Origin of the sequence: Enterobacter sp. BNK-34 (assembly GCF_048684445.1) — a bacterium.
Lineage (GTDB): Bacteria > Pseudomonadota > Gammaproteobacteria > Enterobacterales > Enterobacteriaceae > Enterobacter > Enterobacter pseudoroggenkampii.
This window is the reverse complement of record NZ_JBLQUA010000001.1, coordinates 3812521-3827582: the sequence shown is the minus strand read 5'-3', so window position 1 is coordinate 3827582 and position 15062 is coordinate 3812521. Positions and strand designations below refer to the sequence as shown.

Sequence of the window (15062 nt, the reverse complement as noted above, 5' to 3'; positions counted from 1 at the left end):
CGAGTTACACCACCGTCTGATATTATTCTTTCATAGGCCTGAACACCCTATACCTGATGCGCCACGGAGAGAACCATGGCGCTAGAATTACAACTTATTAAACACCACTCAGGAATACTGATCCCGGCCACACCCGAGACCAGCGATATCCTGCAATCCAAAACCCGGCTCGGCGATGTTCTAGTTGCCGAGTTCAGGCGGGTACGTAACCCGGCATTCCATCGGCGCTTTTTCGCGCTTCTCAATCTCGGTTTTGAATACTGGGAACCAACCGGCGGGGCTATCTCGAGTAACGAGCGGAAGCTAATCACCGGCTACGCAAAATTCCTGGCTTCTTATGGCGGGAATGAGGGCGCGCTGATCGATGCTGCTGAGCAGTATCTTGAGCAGGTTGCTTACCGGCGCGTCACGAATGGTATTAGCCTGTGCAAATCCTTCGATGCTTACCGCTCATGGGTGATCTTTGAGGCAGGGCACTTTGATGCCATTCAGCTGCCAGACGGCACACTCAAAAAGCATCCTCGTAGCATTTCATTCGCCAACATGGACGAACTCGAGTTCCAGCAACTCTATAAAGCAGCACTCGATGTACTCTGGCGCTGGGTCCTGTCCCGTTCATTCCGCAGTCGTGATGAGGCAGAAAATGTCGCCGCGCAGCTGCTTGGCTTCGCGGGGTGATGGAATGAAGAAGACATGGTTCCATCATACCGACTGCAGCACCGAACAGGCCGACGAACTGGTTAAGCGTTACAAAGCGCGCGGCGTGCGAGTTGAGCGCAGCCTAAAGCAGGATTACGTCACCTGGACTGTCAGTGCATTCTTGCCGACCTCAAATACACCAGCGCGCCCGGATAGCCGCTGGCGAAACCGGTTAGGGGGTGAACGTGAAGACAAATCAAATCACTTTGCCCTGGCCGCCGAGCAATAACCGGTATTACCGGCACAACCGCGGGCGCACACACATTAGCGCTGATGGTGTTGCGTACCGTTATGCGGTCGCAAGTGTCATTCGAAGCGCCCGGCTTAATATCCGGACGGCCGCACCACTCAAAATCCGGATTGAATGTCACATGCCCGACCGCCGGCACCGCGATCTGGATAATCTGCAGAAAGCTGCATTTGACGCTTTAACCAAGGCGGGATTCTGGCTGGATGACTGCCAGGTTGTCGACTATCGCGTTGTGAAAATGCCTGTCGTTAAGGGCGGGAAAATAGAACTCACCATTACCGAGCTGGAGACCGCATGAATCTTGAAAATACCCTCAAAATATCACTTCGCCAAATCGACAATGATTAGCGACTCTCCGCGCGCTACGGCGTCAGACTCATTAACCGGAACGGATATCATGGCTGCTATGGGCATGACGCAGGAGCGGGCAGCCTTGGGTTACAGCGCCTTTCTCGGGAAGATGGGTATCAGCAACAATGACCGGGAGATGGCGATCGAACTGCTGGCCCAGTACGCTCTGACCAGATGCGACCGGGTTGCTGCGCTTCGCAAACTGGATGCCGGGGTTAAACCACTGGTGATGCATCAGCTGGCCACCTTCGCGTTTGAGGACTATTCCCGCAGCGCCGCCAGCGTGAAGCAGTGCGATGGGTGCAATGGGGAAGGGTTTATTGACGCTAAGGTTTTCAGCATGAAGTCTCACACTCCGGTAAAAGAGAAGAAATTCGTGAAGATGTCTTTAACATGGGCGTCGATGATATTCACCCCTCCGACTATGAGGTGCGCAGTCAGGTCAGGGAGGTAGCGCGCGTTCTCTGCCCTCAGTGTAAGGGCAAGAAGGTTGTAAGTTGTGCTTGTAGAGATTGCCATGGACGCGGGAAAGCCGTTAATCAGGCTCTTACAGAACGGCAGGGTGTGCCGGTTCTGGCTGACTGTAAGCGCTGCTGCGGGCGGGGGTATGAACGAATTCCTTCCACTGAGGCTTACGCCGCGGTGTGCCAGATAACGGATGCAATCCGCCTCGATACCTGGAAGAAGTCTGTTAAGCCATTCTACGACCAGCTCATCACCAAGTTTGATATCGAAGAGGCGTGGGCTGATGCGCAGCTGAAGCAGATAATTAAATAGGGCGTTATTTTATCGTGAGCTATTTATTTTTCCCGAATCTGTGGTAATTTTGCTCCAATGATGGGCTTTTTATGTTCATGGTTAAAATTCTAAACCTCGCCTTAGCGGGGTTTTTTGTTATGATGCCTCAAAAAAGGAGGTGTTATGGCTTGGCAAGGTATTCCATATCCGGTAGCCGGAAATCTGGGCTTATTAATTGAAAAGATACCGCACATTGATGTAACAACCGATAGCGGGTTTGGCTGGGATACTATTGTTGCAAGTGTTGCTGGTGCATTCATCGCAGCCGCGATACCAGCTTTAATTGCATGGTGGTCAATTAAAAACAGTAATAAAACTCTTCGAGAAGATCGAGCGGTGCAATTGAGGGATATTGAGCATGGCAGAGATACACAAATTAAACTAGCGGAAGAAAGTAGAAAGGCTCAAGTAATTGCTTCTAACAGGCTTGTATGGATAAAAGATCTTCGAGAGGTTTCCGCTGAGTTTGTAGCTAGTGCCGTTACATATTTATCCATAAGCCAAAAGTATGTTCTTGAAATTAAATCCAGTAATCAACCCGCTATTACCCAGAATGAGAAGGCGGATCTTCTAAGTTCGATTGCTAAGACTAAGATTGAATTGCATACGGCAATGATACAATTAGTACTTCATTCAACGCGCATTCAGTTGATGCTTAATCCTGAAAGGGCTGATCACATAAGAGTTATAAATGCCATGAATCAATTAAAAACACACTCAGAAGACATGGTTAAAAATATTTATGATTTGGATGGGGAAGAGGCTAATAAATATTTAAATCAATTTGTTAGTGACATGCAGCGCCTTTTGAAAGAAGATTGGGAGAAAGCTAAAAGAAACACATAATATCTTTTAACTTTAAGCATCACAATATTATCCCCCAGACACTGATATATCTCTCTAAGGCTGCCGTTCGGCGGCCTTTTTTAATTTCAAGCAAGAGCACCCGCACAAAGCGAGGTGAGAGTATGTATAGCATGGACAAATTAACCACCGGTGCTGCTTACGGCGCTTCAGCCGGTAGCATCCTAAACGGCATGCTGAATGCCTACAGTCCCGAGCAGTGGAGCGCTATCGGCGTGCTGGTGGGCATCATCATTGCAGTGATGACGTACCTGACAAATCTCTACTTCAAAATCCGCGAAGACAACCGCCGTAGTAGGAGCCGAGATGAACCAGACACTCAGAAATAAGCTGGTGGGTGCCATTGTTGGCGGAGCCAGCGCAATCTCTATAGCAGCAGTCATGCTGGGCAATGCGGATGGTCTTGAAAGACGTCGCTATTACGCTTATCAGGATGTGGTCGGCGTCTGGACTGTTTGCGATGGCCACACCGGCGCTGACGTTCGCCGCGGCCACCGCTACACCGATAAAGAATGTGACGCTTTGCTTCAATCCGACCTGCGCAAGGTTGCTGCAGTTATCGACCCGCTGATTAAGGTCCATGTTCCCGAAACCACTCGTGCCGCACTTTACTCTTTCACCTACAACGTAGGAGCTGGAGCGTTTAGCAGATCGACGCTGCTGAAGAAATTGAATGCCGGTGATATTCCGGGGGCATGCAAAGAACTTCAGCGTTGGACATATGCCGGTGGAAAGCAGTGGAAGGGACTGGTAACCCGCCGAGAGATTGAGCGGGAAGTTTGTGAGTGGGGCCAGAAATGAGCCGTTTAAAAGCCATCATCTGCGCTGTCTTTATCTGTCTGCTGGGTTTCATGGCCTGGGCGGTTAACCACTACCGCGACAACGCCATCGCTTATAAAGACCAGCGCGATAAAGCCACTGAGAAACTCAGCCTGGCGAACGCCACCATCAAAGACATGCATACCCGTCAGCGAGATGTCGCTGCACTGGATGCCAAATACACGAGGGAGTTAGCCGATGCTAAAGCTGAAAATGATGCTCTACAGCGCAAGCTTGATAACGGCGGTCGGGTGCTCGTCAAAGGCAAGTGTTCATTGTCAGCCGCAACCCAAACCACCTTCGCCGCCAGCATGGGCGATGATGCCACCGTCGAACTCTCTGCAGTTGCTGGACGAAACGTTCTCGGTATCCGATCCGGAATCCTTATCGATCAAACCAAAGTGAGATATCTCCAGCAGTACATTATTGAGCAGTGTTTGAGGTAGAATAATTTTTTGACAAACTAAAAGACGGACTCGCATGGACTACTTCCACATAGCTGATAAGAAAAGCCGGCCTTGGTCAACGCATGAACCATTGAAGACTGGTGATGTTATAACTACATCTGAGATCAATCCCTACTTCAATTATTACTTAACATCGAACTACCCCAAAGAAACAGTTAAATTTCAGGAGGGGCAGCGACAGTTAAGTCGCTTGTATGTTTTACAAGAAATTAAAGAAAATAGAATGAACAACCCCGACTCTCAATATGTTGCTAAAATGGGATTTGAGACCGCCAAATACTTTAGTAACTACGCGCGAGAACTTATCTTGGAAAATGTCCGCAAATCTGAATTTAACAATTTGCCATCCAGGCAAAAATGTATTTGGTTGGCTCAAGGTGAAGAAAATTTACAGTTTTGGCTAAGTCGCATCGGTAAATCTTTGAAAGATATTAACGTGTTCAAAGTTGTTCCCAGTGGTATTTTGCACTCAGCCGATGAAGAGCTATTGCTGAGCGATATAGAGCCCTATGACGAAACACTGATTAAAGCAAGGCAGTACTGGAGCGGTATTATTACCAATCAGAATTCGAAAGAAGTCTTGTTTGAGGGAAGTTTGAAGATTGGAAATCTGATTTCTTAACCGCCTTCAGGCGGTTTTTTATTGCCATCACAATGGGCAGACACATCGTGATGGCATAAATATCAATCTTTTTTACTACTATGTTGTGATTTTTGATGGGACTGACTGGCTGATGAAACTTCTAATTTTAGCTTTGTCAAAAGGGAGGCCTCTAATGAATTCAATATGGATTCAACTTGTGAGTTAAAACCTGTAAAGCGAATAACACGCTTTGTAACTCTTTCACCCTCTCCGCATGCACCAATATTGAATCCAGAATGGTTTACCTTTGCCGCCGCCCCGCCTTTTAGGGATTTGCCATAGTACTCTTCAATTTCTACAACTTCTGAAATTAAAGTTCTTCTGGTAATAGTGAGCTCCTGTTCAATTTTGGCGTAAGCGAGGAGTGCCTCTGCGCTAACAGCCTCTTGCTCAGGTGTCGAAGAATCATTACGGATTGAGACTGAATTTTCAAGTGAAAGACCAGCACCTTTTAATATTACATCTTTTAAAACACTGATGATTAATGGGTCCATCTAATACCTCCTTTTTTATGAGCATAACAACTTACTGAAAGGTTATCTAATGGCAAAACCGGACTGGGGCGAGCTTCAGCAACGGTTCCTGTCGTTCTCTCAAATAATGATGGCTGTGTAATCGCACGCAGCGCAGAAGCAAAAGCGGTCGGAATCACTATGGGGGAGCCATTCTTCAAGCAAAAGGAGCTTTTCCGGCGCGCTGGTGTTGTTTGTTTTAGTAGTAACTACGAGCTGTACGCAGACATGTCGAACCGGGTAATGACGACGCTTGAGGAAATGAGCCCTCGCGTCGAAATTTACAGCATCGACGAAGCTTTTTGCGACCTGACTGGTGTTCGCAATTGCCGGGACCTGACTGACTTCGGTAAAGAGATCCGCGCTACGGTGCTGAAGCGTACGCATCTGACTGTCGGGGTTGGCATTGCCCAGACGAAGACACTGGTCAAGCTGGCTAACCACGCCGCGAAGAAATGGCAGCGGCAAACGGGCGGGGTAGTGGACCTGTCCAATATTGATCGCCAGCGTCGATTGTTGGCTATTGTACCTGTTGAGGATGTATGGGGCGTTGGAAGGCGCATCAGTAAGAAGCTTAACGCCATGAGTATTAAAACGGCTCTGGACCTCTCAGAGCAGAGCACGTGGATAATCAGGAAGCACTTTAACGTTGTGCTCGAGCGGACAGTCCGGGAGTTGCGTAGCGAGCCTTGTCTCGATCTTGAAGAGTTTGCACCGGCAAAGCAGGAAATCGTCTGCAGCAGGTTGTTCGGTGAACGCGTTACCGAGTACGAACAGATGCGCCAAGCTATTTGCAGCTATGCGGCGCGTGGCGCCGAAAAGCTTCGCGGCGAGCATCAGTATTGTCGCTTTATTTCTGCATTCGTGAAAACCTCTCCCTTTGCGCTTAACGAGCCGTATTACGGTAACAATGCGTCCATGAAGCTTCTTACCCCCACTCAGGATTCACGCGACATCATTAACGCCGCGGTAAAGTGCCTGGACAAAATCTGGAAGGATGGCCACAGGTACCAGAAAGCCGGCATTATGCTGGGTGATTTCTTCAGTCAGGGGGTAGCCCAGCTCAACTTGTTCGATGAAAACGCGCCGCGGGCCGGTAGTGATAAACTGATGGAGGTTCTTGATCAACTCAATGCCAGAGACGGGAAAGGAACGCTCTACTTTGCTGGGCAGGGCATTCAGCAGCGGTGGCAGATGAAGCGAGAAATGTTGTCGCCTCGATATACGACGAGATATTCAGATCTGCTAAAAGTCCGATAAGTATTCCTGATGTTTTGGTCCGCTTTGTGCCAACAACGGACATGTTAGATGCGATAACCCAATAATATAGTATATATTCATGCGTATTCTCAGCAGTCAACCCTGACTGTTACAGTTAACGTAATGTACTAAAATTAATAGTATTTAATATCCAGCTTCGCTTCGGTTTCTTGACGAATATAAAAATAATAACTATGTGCTATTACTTTTTTGATTTTATTTTCTACCATTAATAAAAATTGCTAAATGTAATATGGAGAAAATCAATGATTCTTCCTCGTTTCGCGACCTCTTCATTATTTTCGTTGTTCTATTTAGCCACACCCTATACGTTTGCACAGACTAGCATTGCAGCGGAAAATATTATCGATACCGTGGCATTTTCTTACATAGATGCTACTGGAACAGAACAGAAGGAGGACATCACTGTCGTCAGGGATGAACGTGAGGAGGATCAATGGTTTTATATCCCAAGCAGGCCTGTTTTGCTCACCAAACAAGTTGGGGGGAAAACATTGCCTGAGTTCTCTTTGATTAGCTACGACTATCAGGATCCACCAGGTTCTGGCAATATCTCCAGGGCTGGTGTGCTTAACTTTTCAGCCCGTCTTTCGTTGCCGCCTGAGGCTATTGAGTCGATGAGGAAAGCAGTAAAAGATGCTATTGCACAACGACTTGGGAGTAGTGTTGCTGAGCATATTCGAGTCGCAGCCCTCCCGATTAATTCAGCGACTGTCTCCGTCTATTCGGATGATGGAAAGCTTATTGGATCTGCAGAGGGAACAGGGACTGCGCCAACTTTTGCATCACAAACGATGGCATTCAGCATCCAACTAACTCAGCTTGGTACGGCAGTTTTCAATGATATGGTAAAAAAAACGACAGGAATTCGTACTGCTGTTCAGTTTACATACAATGGTATGACGCCCAAATGTGGTTACAAAGTGACATCTGACTATCAGCAGGCTCGGGATTTTTACAGCAAAAATGAAAAAATTGCTGCCCGAGCTAGTTACTTTGGGCTCTTCGGTGGTTCGTATTCGCATGAAACAATGGATATCCGAGACGCACTGGTCAACGCCGGTGCACTTAAAATCGAAATGCTAGCGTCGAATGAATGTTCTCAGGATAGGCTTGACACCTTAATGGTTCCCGTTTTGAAGAGAATCAACGATCAGGTCCTCGAGACATTTAAACCACCGGAACATATCGATCCACTGAATGCAGGAACACCGTCTACTGGAGGCTATTTTGGAGGTGCGGGGTATTCTGTTGCAGTAAAAAGCGTATCAGAGCTTCGTAAACAGCAAGAAACGGTAAGTTTTGAGCAGTCCATGATTGTTGAGAGAACTACTGTTGCACAGGGATTTATCGGTATTGGTAGCTATCCGGAAGAAATACAAAAACAGCTTGTTTCAGTCGTTGATGGCGTGACCAATCCCGGAATTTACCTGAGCTTTCCTGACGTGCCACAAGGCGTAGATCGTGTCGATCTTTCTATTCAATTGCGTGCACGAAGCGAGGATTTTTCGAATGGTCAATATCAGTACCTGCGTTCCACTAATACATGGAAAAATATTCAGACTAACAAAGCAGCAGATAGGATTAGCTTTTCATTAGCTGGCATAGAAAATAAGTACGGTAAAGAAGGGTTAAAGGATGTTGAGTTAGACATAACAAAAACTCTTAGCACCCCGCAGGATAGTGTAACTATCATGAGTGCGGTAAAGACAGGGCAAGGATCTGCCACATTACAAGTTAAAGATGAGCTATTAGGTGTGCATTTGTCACCTTCGGACATAGTTTTCCAAAAGATGGGGGGGGATGTTGTTCGTATTCAAGTTCAAGCAAAATCAGGGAAAAAATCTCGTGCTTATACTTTCCAGGCATTGAATGCGAATGGGATATGGCAAGCGCCTGCAGATGAGTACTTCTTCACTCCAGATGCTGAGGAGCCAATAGAATTAACAGTAAAAGCTACTCGGAACAACGGAGCGACTGATAGCCATGTCCTCACTATTAATGCAGACGGAATGCATGACGTATCTCTTGATGACATTTTGAGGTCACTATGAGCTGGCGAGTATTCCTATTTATGCTCGTGTTTTTTTTAAACTCTTTGAGAGCAGATGATAATCTACGTGAATTTTCGGTTCCGATGGCTCTCCCATTTTGTGGTGCTGCAACAGACAATCCATCTGGGGTTATACCATTTGCAACTTGCAGAACTCTCATTGGAGGATTCAGTATTAATGCAAAATACTCAAATAAGGGGGTGGATGCTCTTGCAAAACTTATAGAAGCAATATCTGTCACAGGCCAATCCAGAGATTGTTTTGAATCTTTGGCCGCTGAACCACTAACATGCGAACTCATACCTAAACCAGGAACTTATATTGAACCACCTCCTCCTGCTCCAGGTAGTGGTGAAAACCCATCTGTTGGTATTGGTTCTCCACCTCCACCCCCACCTCCACCTCAAGGTATGCCTTCCCTGCCTTGTAAGGAGGATGATATTAACTCCTATTTATCTAACTATAACAACCGCCCAGACGTTCAGGCTTATCGACAGTTCGAACAGATGATAAATTTGCTTGATCTTACAGACGTCAATGATGTTTTAAAAATAAAAAAAGCCACAGTAATAATACAAGCGACAGGGAGTAGTATTACTTTCTCTGAAATTAATGCATTATTGCAATGAGGTCTCTGTTGATATGACTCCAAAATCTTATGTTCTAATATTGCTTCTAAACCTGTTATGTTGCTCTTTCAATACGGAAGCTCAACCTGATGTTGAGGCTCATGAGGTCGATGCATTTGACTCGCCATTACCTGAAACCATTGATGCTGAAGGACTTAACACCATAGTAATTTATGGTGATACTTTGGATATATCGAATAAAAACATTTCAACGATACGCGAAATAAATCACCGAGCCAAAGATATTGTTGTAATAGCATCTACTCTTAAGATTGGGCCCAAAACCGTCGTTGATATAGAGGGTTTGAGGGGATTGATGGATTTTGATTCTTTAAGGGGAGGGGATTTATATATAGTTGCCGATACTATCATCGTGAATGGTCTTTCAGATGGGCAACTAAGACCACCGTTAAAGGTATTACAGCAAGGCGGTGATAATCCTTCCGACACATCACATCAAAAAGGCCGAGAAGGAGTAACGCATATTTTTACAAACACGATCATTTCCGATGATGAATATAATCATGCCAGAGCAACTGCGTTGAGCGGAGTCAGTGAGGATAAACCCATCCCCAAGAGATTCATACAAATTATTAGTAATGGTTTTTCTCAAGGAAACAGCATACAACGTCTGGCTAACGATGGGCAAGCTGATGTGATTTGGGGAGGACTAGGGGAGGCATATTCGCGCTGGCTAGCCGAAGAACCGTTAACTGATCGTGTCAAACGCGAATTGTACCTTGTTACGACGAGATTAAGCCCATACGATGGAAGTAACATGCCCGATGTAGTTGGGCCTGTATCGGCTGCAGCAAAATATATTTCAACCAAAATGCTTGCCCCATGGTACGAGACAATGATAGTTAGGCACAGTGCAATGGTTCAGGTTGCAATTGGAGTCAGAAATTATTCTCAAGCATATCAAATTATTGCTGACACTCGACGAATTATTCAGTCGGCTCCGACAGCTGCATTCACATCCCCAGAATTTAGGCAAGCTCTCTCCGATTTACAAACATATGAAAATTTACTTACTAAAGAGTACATCGTAGAAGAGCTGTCTTTCCCAATAGATGGCAGCCCTCCTTTACATGCAACGGTAATCAGAGATGTAGCAGCTACACATATATTAGTTGTTCCAAATCAAATACTTTTAAGCGCTATTAATGATGATGGCATATCTCGTGTTGGAGTAATGACAAAAAATAATAATGATATTAAAATTAATTTATTGGGCCATCTGAGTGCTGATCCTAGTTTAATGGCGCTAGTTCGAAAGAGATTTCCTGATACTAAAACAGTAATCACTACTGCAAGTAATATAGACTTTAGTACCTTGAATTTAGGCATTGGCATTGCGCTAAAAAATATCGATGTACATATTCAACGTGATAATACTGTCTCAATTGATATGGTTGTTGACAGTGCTCGGTTCACTGAAACAATGATTAGGTTGGCGCAGCCATATGGGATTGATGCTTCAATTACGTGGAGGCATCTTCTTTTGGGTATGAATGAACATACTTTAAATATCAATTTTGCATTGGGAAGGACTGAAAAAGCAATAATGGCATTAGAAGGGGTTCTGACTAATAAATCTTCTCTGCCAATCGATATTGACTATGTCATTGATGGTCAAAATAGTCTTACAGAGGGATTTCCGATTCATCTTATGCCTGGTATGAATTTTACACCACATTGCATATCCACTCTCTGTTATGCCCCTGGATCTGCAATCCGTCGGGAAATTAGAGGAGAAAGCTACGAGAGCTGGTTTATGAACTTACCACCTAGTTCTAGCATGCGTTCATTTGTATTTGAAAATCAGCTTGGTGATGATGATGAAAAAAGAGGTCGTTTTATTAAATTAGTTCTAAATGCAACTTACAAAGCAACACCAACTTCAAGCTTACAGAAAACCGATGATTTTTTTCTTGAAAAACGAGGTGGCGATAATTCTCGTAAGTCATTCCTTTTTATTTCACCTCAAAATGACAATGGTAAAATTGAAATAAAAGGTACTGCATACTGGGAACATGGTTATCAGGATTTAATCCCACGCACAGTAGAGACCAACCCAACAATTATTGATGAAGGTTGGTTACCATGATTATATAATGCGCACGATGATTTCCTAGTTGTCGACGGCGAAGACTGGCTAGTCTCGCAGTTGAGGATTCTCGGAAGCGTTTCATAGTTAGAAATGAATTCAATCTAGGTTAGAACTTCTTCGAATTTCTGCACTTCGCTTATTTCGGACGTCCTTTAGTTTCTTCTATTTTTTATTGTGCTGCCTCGATTAACTCTGGCCCTTGGTTTTTTACATTCCCCACGGCGCGCGACACAGCGTGCCAGATAAACTTGTTGGCGGGCACCGCTCCGTCGGCTGCTATCTCTTCAGCCTCTTTTCCACCAACATCCTGACGCATCCATTCTCTTGCAGCCTCCGGCGACAAGACCAGTGGCCGCCTGTCGTGAATATCAACCAGGCCTTTATCAACTGCGGACGTCACTATCAGAAAACCTTCTGCTTCATCGCCGCGTTCGAACGGCGTACTGCCGATCGCCGCCATGAAAATTGGCTGGCCGTCGGCACGGTGAATGAAGTAGGGCTGTTTCTTGTCGCCTTCCTTCTTCCATTCGAACCATCCATCTGCAAAGCAGATCGCCCGGCCATGCTGCCAGAGAGGTTTAAACATTCTGCTAGTGGCCGCCGTCTCGACGCGCGCGTTAATCAGTGGCGGCTTACCCCACCACCCGGGTGCGTAGCCCCAGAAAATTGGATCAAGGTTCAGTTTCTCGTCGCGTTCGCTCAGCAGCAAAACCTTAGTGCCTGGTGCTACGTTGTACCGGCCAATAGGTTCAGGGTCGTATGCGATGTCGCGATCGGCTTCATCGACTAGGAAAGCCAAATATTCTTCACGCGTTTGAGCTTGTGCAAAACGTCCACACATAGAAACCTCGAACCAGATGTCAGACTTAAAGTATAGGGCAGGGAGAAGAAGGGTGGCGCACTGGCTCAAGTTAGGGGCAAATTTAGGGGCAAAAGTCCGGAATAGGGGCAAAAAAAGGGCGCTAAAAATGTAGTTGTGGGTAGCTTTAGGGGGAAGATACTATGCTATAACTAATTGAATGGATTGCTAAAACAAATGATATCAATGAGTTGGCAAAATCAGCGTAGCTTATTCAGGTTGTATTGCTCTTTTTTGTTAATCTCTTGATTCTCTTGCATTGAGTACTACCTTCGGAACCAGCAGGGGCAAAAATTGTATGCCGCGTATGGTACGGATTCCGGCGGCGAATACCAGCACGTTTTGCAGCGAGGTTATATCTGGCGTTGCAACGCTGTCAGCGTGCGCTGTGGTTTCAAGACCTCCTATAGCATCTTACTCGTCCTGGTTTTCCATATTTGTTCTAAGACGGGAGGAAACTTGTATGGCATAAGAGCGTTAAACGAACATCAAAAGGAATGACGTTATGTCGCTATATGACCTCAAAACCGAAGCACTTGCATTACCGGAGACCTGGCACTCTCATATATTAGGCCGTATTGGAACTGCGAATCTCAAAGTTTTACGCATGGATGAACGCTCAGTGATTGAAGAGGTTCATGAGTATGACGAGGGGTTACTGGTCATTGATGGGCGTCTGGAGCTGAGCGTGAAGGGTAAAAAAATCTCTGTGACGTCTGGACAACTTTATGTAGCCAAAGCTGGCACTCCCCATACTGTCGAAACAGGCAGTTTTGGCACACTGGTTATCATTGATTTACCAGAAACGGAAGTGGCCTCGCTTTAAGCGGCTTGCGATGAAGTGTCAGGGTGTCGTTTTGATCTGGCTCTCAGTCTACCTGAAATTAATGAAAACGTATCAGCAGGGCTGCCATTCGGTGGCCTTATATCTTTCCCCTCGATGATGTCGTTTATTGCGCCATGGGAGCAGACCAAATATTCGGGTCTGAATGAAAATTTTCGACGCCTGACATGGTAATTATTATGTTATCTACCATGATTAAGACGATGACAATTCAATCGCTTCAGCATCGCTGAAGCGGTTACTTCACTCTAATCGAGAACCCTAAATGCGCCATGCATCTATCCCCGTAGCTGCAGCCACGGCAATATTTTTGCTGGGCGTTTTTATTATCAATTTACAGGTTTGGTATTCTGCACGGGCTGACAGCTTTGCAGGGGCGCACTATGTCGTGCGGAACATGAACGTCATTCTTAAAGAAGCCCGTCATGCGACCCAGATTGCAATGCAGCTTGCTGAGAATGAGTGTGATGCTGAAGGACAGTATCGGCTCGGCACTGAAGCGGCATTACAACCACATCTGAGAACGATCGTTATTCTGAAAAAAGATGCGGTCTGGTGCTCCTCCTTACCGGGAAACCGCGTGTTGTTGGTTAACGGCTCTGCGCTGCCTGCAGCATCGTTACTACTCGTTCCAGCGAAAAGTACGGTCAACGGCCTGCCGGTTCTCTTATACCAGACAAATCATGCCGGAAGCCGAATCATGGTGAGCATCAGTGACAGCCATATCCGCGATGCATTGAATATGCCATTACGCGGCGTGGGATATTCACTGAACGTCGGCGATCGTATCTTAGGCCAATCAGGCGATGTGTTGACGGCAGCCCATTCGAACAAAGATGTACTAACGGTAAAAGATGCTGATTTTCCTTTCGCGATTCAATTTAACGCTCCGCCTCTGTTTAGCCTGACGAGATTATTCGACCAGACCGGTGGGGTGTTGTTATTTCTGTTGCTCATTTCCTCTCTTCCTGCTTATCTTTTGCAGCGTTATCTCTCTAAGGATATTTCGCCTGAGGAATCTCTGCGTACTGCCATCTACAGAAATGAAATTATTCCCTATTACCAACCCGTCGTGAGCGGAAAAGAGGGCACCTTGCGTGGCGTAGAAGTGCTGGCCAGATGGAAGCATCCGCAATCGGGGTTTATTTCTCCCGCGTCCTTTATTCCTCTCGCTGAAAAATCAGGGTTAATTATTCCGTTAACTCAAAGTTTAATGAAACAGGTTGCAAAGCAGATGAATTCTATTTCAACATTGCTGCCAGAAGGGTTCCACGTAGGGATGAACTTCAGCGCTTCTCATATCGTTGCGTCCACCTTTGTTGAAGAGTGCCTCCACTACAAACACAGTTTTATTCAACAGGATCTTAATCTTGTCGTTGAGGTGACCGAGCGCGAACCGCTCCACATCGATGAACATCTCGTCAGGACGCTGAATGAGCTGCATAACAACGGATTTGCTATTGCCCTGGATGACTTTGGTACGGGATACTCAGGTCTATCCTATCTGCAAGCGCTTCATATTGATTACATTAAAATCGACCAAAGCTTTGTTGCCAGGGTTAACGCGAATGAGGATTCAACGTTGATCCTGGATTCGGTGCTGGAGTTGGCAAAAAAACTATCAATTAGCATCGTGGCGGAAGGTGTTGAAACAGAAGAGCAGCTTGATTACCTCACGCGCAATCATATCCGTTTTTTACAAGGCTTTTTCTTCTATAAACCTCTTCCTTTCAAGGAGCTGCTCAAAGTTCTCCTGTCGAAGCCAAAAGTTAAAGTGAGGGTGGAATGAGGTTTAACCCGCTATCAGCGTTTCACCCTGAAACATTTCTAAGATAGCGTATAATCCCTCTTCCAAAACCGCTCAACAACCCACTGGCTT

At 45.9% G+C, this 15062-nt stretch carries 15 protein-coding genes and 3 pseudogenes; 15 read left to right on the top strand and 3 right to left on the bottom strand.

What is annotated here, in order from left to right; all coding sequences use genetic code 11:
• The first annotated feature begins 75 nt into the window (after positions 1 to 75).
• The 9 genes and pseudogenes from ACMGG5_RS18740 to ACMGG5_RS18700 all read left to right on the top strand — a co-directional run bounded on the left by ACMGG5_RS18740 (position 76) and on the right by ACMGG5_RS18700 (position 4870).
• Positions 76 to 678: a DUF1367 family protein gene (locus tag ACMGG5_RS18740; protein ID WP_420278347.1), complete on the top strand. Its 603-nt coding sequence runs from the start codon at positions 76 to 78 to the stop codon at positions 676 to 678.
• A 4-nt stretch (positions 679 to 682) separates the two neighbouring features.
• Positions 683 to 928 carry a hypothetical protein gene (locus tag ACMGG5_RS18735; protein WP_420278346.1) on the top strand — a complete coding sequence of 82 codons (246 nt, stop codon included), beginning with the start codon at positions 683 to 685 and terminating at the stop codon, positions 926 to 928.
• A complete protein-coding gene (gene rusA / locus ACMGG5_RS18730; RefSeq protein WP_420278345.1) occupies positions 885 to 1247 on the top strand; it encodes a crossover junction endodeoxyribonuclease RusA in 363 nt (120 codons plus the stop codon). Before ACMGG5_RS18735 ends, rusA begins: the two co-directional genes overlap by 44 nt.
• Positions 1244 to 2077, top strand: a pseudogene (locus ACMGG5_RS18725) (antitermination protein). Before rusA ends, ACMGG5_RS18725 begins: the two are co-directional and overlap by 4 nt.
• Before the next feature lie 144 nt (positions 2078 to 2221).
• Entirely contained in the window at positions 2222 to 2944 is a 723-nt protein-coding gene (locus ACMGG5_RS18720) for a hypothetical protein (RefSeq protein WP_420278344.1), read from the top strand.
• 122 nt (positions 2945 to 3066) lie between these two features.
• Positions 3067 to 3291: a class II holin family protein gene (locus ACMGG5_RS18715; RefSeq protein WP_061715020.1), complete on the top strand. Its 225-nt coding sequence runs from the start codon at positions 3067 to 3069 to the stop codon at positions 3289 to 3291.
• The gene (locus ACMGG5_RS18710; RefSeq protein ID WP_420278343.1) at positions 3269 to 3763 is read left to right on the top strand and encodes a lysozyme; all 495 of its coding nucleotides are present in this window, start codon (positions 3269 to 3271) and stop codon (positions 3761 to 3763) included. The genes ACMGG5_RS18715 and ACMGG5_RS18710 overlap by 23 nt, the downstream gene beginning before the upstream one ends.
• Entirely contained in the window at positions 3760 to 4227 is a 468-nt protein-coding gene (locus tag ACMGG5_RS18705) for a lysis protein (protein ID WP_061715022.1), read from the top strand. Before ACMGG5_RS18710 ends, ACMGG5_RS18705 begins: the two co-directional genes overlap by 4 nt.
• A gap of 34 nt (positions 4228 to 4261) precedes the next feature.
• Complete coding sequence (locus tag ACMGG5_RS18700; protein ID WP_420278342.1) at positions 4262 to 4870, top strand: DUF2441 domain-containing protein; 609 nt, start codon at positions 4262 to 4264, stop codon at positions 4868 to 4870.
• 62 nt (positions 4871 to 4932) lie between these two features.
• On the opposite strand, the gene ACMGG5_RS18695 is transcribed toward ACMGG5_RS18700, so the two are convergent.
• Positions 4933 to 5385, bottom strand: coding sequence for a hypothetical protein (locus tag ACMGG5_RS18695; protein ID WP_061715024.1), 453 nt, complete (start codon positions 5383 to 5385; stop codon positions 4933 to 4935).
• Positions 5386 to 5475: 90 nt separating this feature from the next.
• On the opposite strand from ACMGG5_RS18695, the pseudogene ACMGG5_RS18690 reads away from it, so the two are divergent.
• The 4 genes and pseudogenes from ACMGG5_RS18690 to ACMGG5_RS18675 form a co-directional block, all read left to right on the top strand.
• Positions 5476 to 6663: pseudogene (locus ACMGG5_RS18690) on the top strand (Y-family DNA polymerase); the annotation flags it as partial.
• Positions 6664 to 6929: 266 nt separating this feature from the next.
• Complete coding sequence (locus tag ACMGG5_RS18685; RefSeq protein WP_420278341.1) at positions 6930 to 8738, top strand: hypothetical protein; 1809 nt, start codon at positions 6930 to 6932, stop codon at positions 8736 to 8738.
• On the top strand, positions 8735 to 9367 hold the full coding sequence (locus ACMGG5_RS18680; RefSeq protein ID WP_420278340.1) for a hypothetical protein: 633 nt from the start codon (positions 8735 to 8737) through the stop codon (positions 9365 to 9367). The genes ACMGG5_RS18685 and ACMGG5_RS18680 overlap by 4 nt, the downstream gene beginning before the upstream one ends.
• Before the next feature lie 13 nt (positions 9368 to 9380).
• On the top strand, positions 9381 to 11477 hold the full coding sequence (locus ACMGG5_RS18675) for a hypothetical protein (protein ID WP_420278339.1): 2097 nt from the start codon (positions 9381 to 9383) through the stop codon (positions 11475 to 11477).
• 172 nt (positions 11478 to 11649) lie between these two features.
• On the opposite strand, the gene ACMGG5_RS18670 is transcribed toward ACMGG5_RS18675, so the two are convergent.
• Complete coding sequence (locus tag ACMGG5_RS18670; RefSeq protein WP_420278338.1) at positions 11650 to 12321, bottom strand: SOS response-associated peptidase; 672 nt, start codon at positions 12319 to 12321, stop codon at positions 11650 to 11652.
• 313 nt (positions 12322 to 12634) lie between these two features.
• Positions 12635 to 12703 (bottom strand): annotated as a pseudogene (locus tag ACMGG5_RS18665) (hypothetical protein); the annotation flags it as partial.
• A 141-nt stretch (positions 12704 to 12844) separates the two neighbouring features.
• On the opposite strand from ACMGG5_RS18665, the gene ACMGG5_RS18660 reads away from it, so the two are divergent.
• Together ACMGG5_RS18660 and ACMGG5_RS18655 are read left to right on the top strand one after the other, a co-directional pair.
• Positions 12845 to 13165 carry a cupin domain-containing protein gene (locus ACMGG5_RS18660; protein ID WP_024907223.1) on the top strand — a complete coding sequence of 107 codons (321 nt, stop codon included), beginning with the start codon at positions 12845 to 12847 and terminating at the stop codon, positions 13163 to 13165.
• A gap of 283 nt (positions 13166 to 13448) precedes the next feature.
• Positions 13449 to 14972, top strand: a complete 1524-nt coding sequence (locus ACMGG5_RS18655) for an EAL domain-containing protein (RefSeq protein WP_420278337.1) — start codon at positions 13449 to 13451, stop codon at positions 14970 to 14972.
• The last annotated feature ends 90 nt before the right edge of the window (positions 14973 to 15062 follow it).

What these genes read in the sequence shown, in the direction of transcription:
- ACMGG5_RS18740 (WP_420278347.1), top strand. Translation starts at nt 76, where the DNA reads ATGGCGCTAGAATTACAACTTATTAAACACCACTCAGGAATACTGATC.
- ACMGG5_RS18735 (WP_420278346.1), top strand. Translation starts at nt 683, where the DNA reads ATGAAGAAGACATGGTTCCATCATACCGACTGCAGCACCGAACAGGCC.
- ACMGG5_RS18720 (WP_420278344.1), top strand. Translation starts at nt 2,222, where the DNA reads ATGGCTTGGCAAGGTATTCCATATCCGGTAGCCGGAAATCTGGGCTTA.
- ACMGG5_RS18715 (WP_061715020.1), top strand. Translation starts at nt 3,067, where the DNA reads ATGTATAGCATGGACAAATTAACCACCGGTGCTGCTTACGGCGCTTCA.
- ACMGG5_RS18710 (WP_420278343.1), top strand. Translation starts at nt 3,269, where the DNA reads ATGAACCAGACACTCAGAAATAAGCTGGTGGGTGCCATTGTTGGCGGA.
- ACMGG5_RS18705 (WP_061715022.1), top strand. Translation starts at nt 3,760, where the DNA reads ATGAGCCGTTTAAAAGCCATCATCTGCGCTGTCTTTATCTGTCTGCTG.
- ACMGG5_RS18700 (WP_420278342.1), top strand. Translation starts at nt 4,262, where the DNA reads ATGGACTACTTCCACATAGCTGATAAGAAAAGCCGGCCTTGGTCAACG.
- ACMGG5_RS18695 (WP_061715024.1), bottom strand. Translation starts at nt 5,385, where the DNA reads ATGGACCCATTAATCATCAGTGTTTTAAAAGATGTAATATTAAAAGGT.
- ACMGG5_RS18685 (WP_420278341.1), top strand. Translation starts at nt 6,930, where the DNA reads ATGATTCTTCCTCGTTTCGCGACCTCTTCATTATTTTCGTTGTTCTAT.
- ACMGG5_RS18680 (WP_420278340.1), top strand. Translation starts at nt 8,735, where the DNA reads ATGAGCTGGCGAGTATTCCTATTTATGCTCGTGTTTTTTTTAAACTCT.
- ACMGG5_RS18675 (WP_420278339.1), top strand. Translation starts at nt 9,381, where the DNA reads ATGACTCCAAAATCTTATGTTCTAATATTGCTTCTAAACCTGTTATGT.
- ACMGG5_RS18670 (WP_420278338.1), bottom strand. Translation starts at nt 12,321, where the DNA reads ATGTGTGGACGTTTTGCACAAGCTCAAACGCGTGAAGAATATTTGGCT.
- ACMGG5_RS18660 (WP_024907223.1), top strand. Translation starts at nt 12,845, where the DNA reads ATGTCGCTATATGACCTCAAAACCGAAGCACTTGCATTACCGGAGACC.
- ACMGG5_RS18655 (WP_420278337.1), top strand. Translation starts at nt 13,449, where the DNA reads ATGCGCCATGCATCTATCCCCGTAGCTGCAGCCACGGCAATATTTTTG.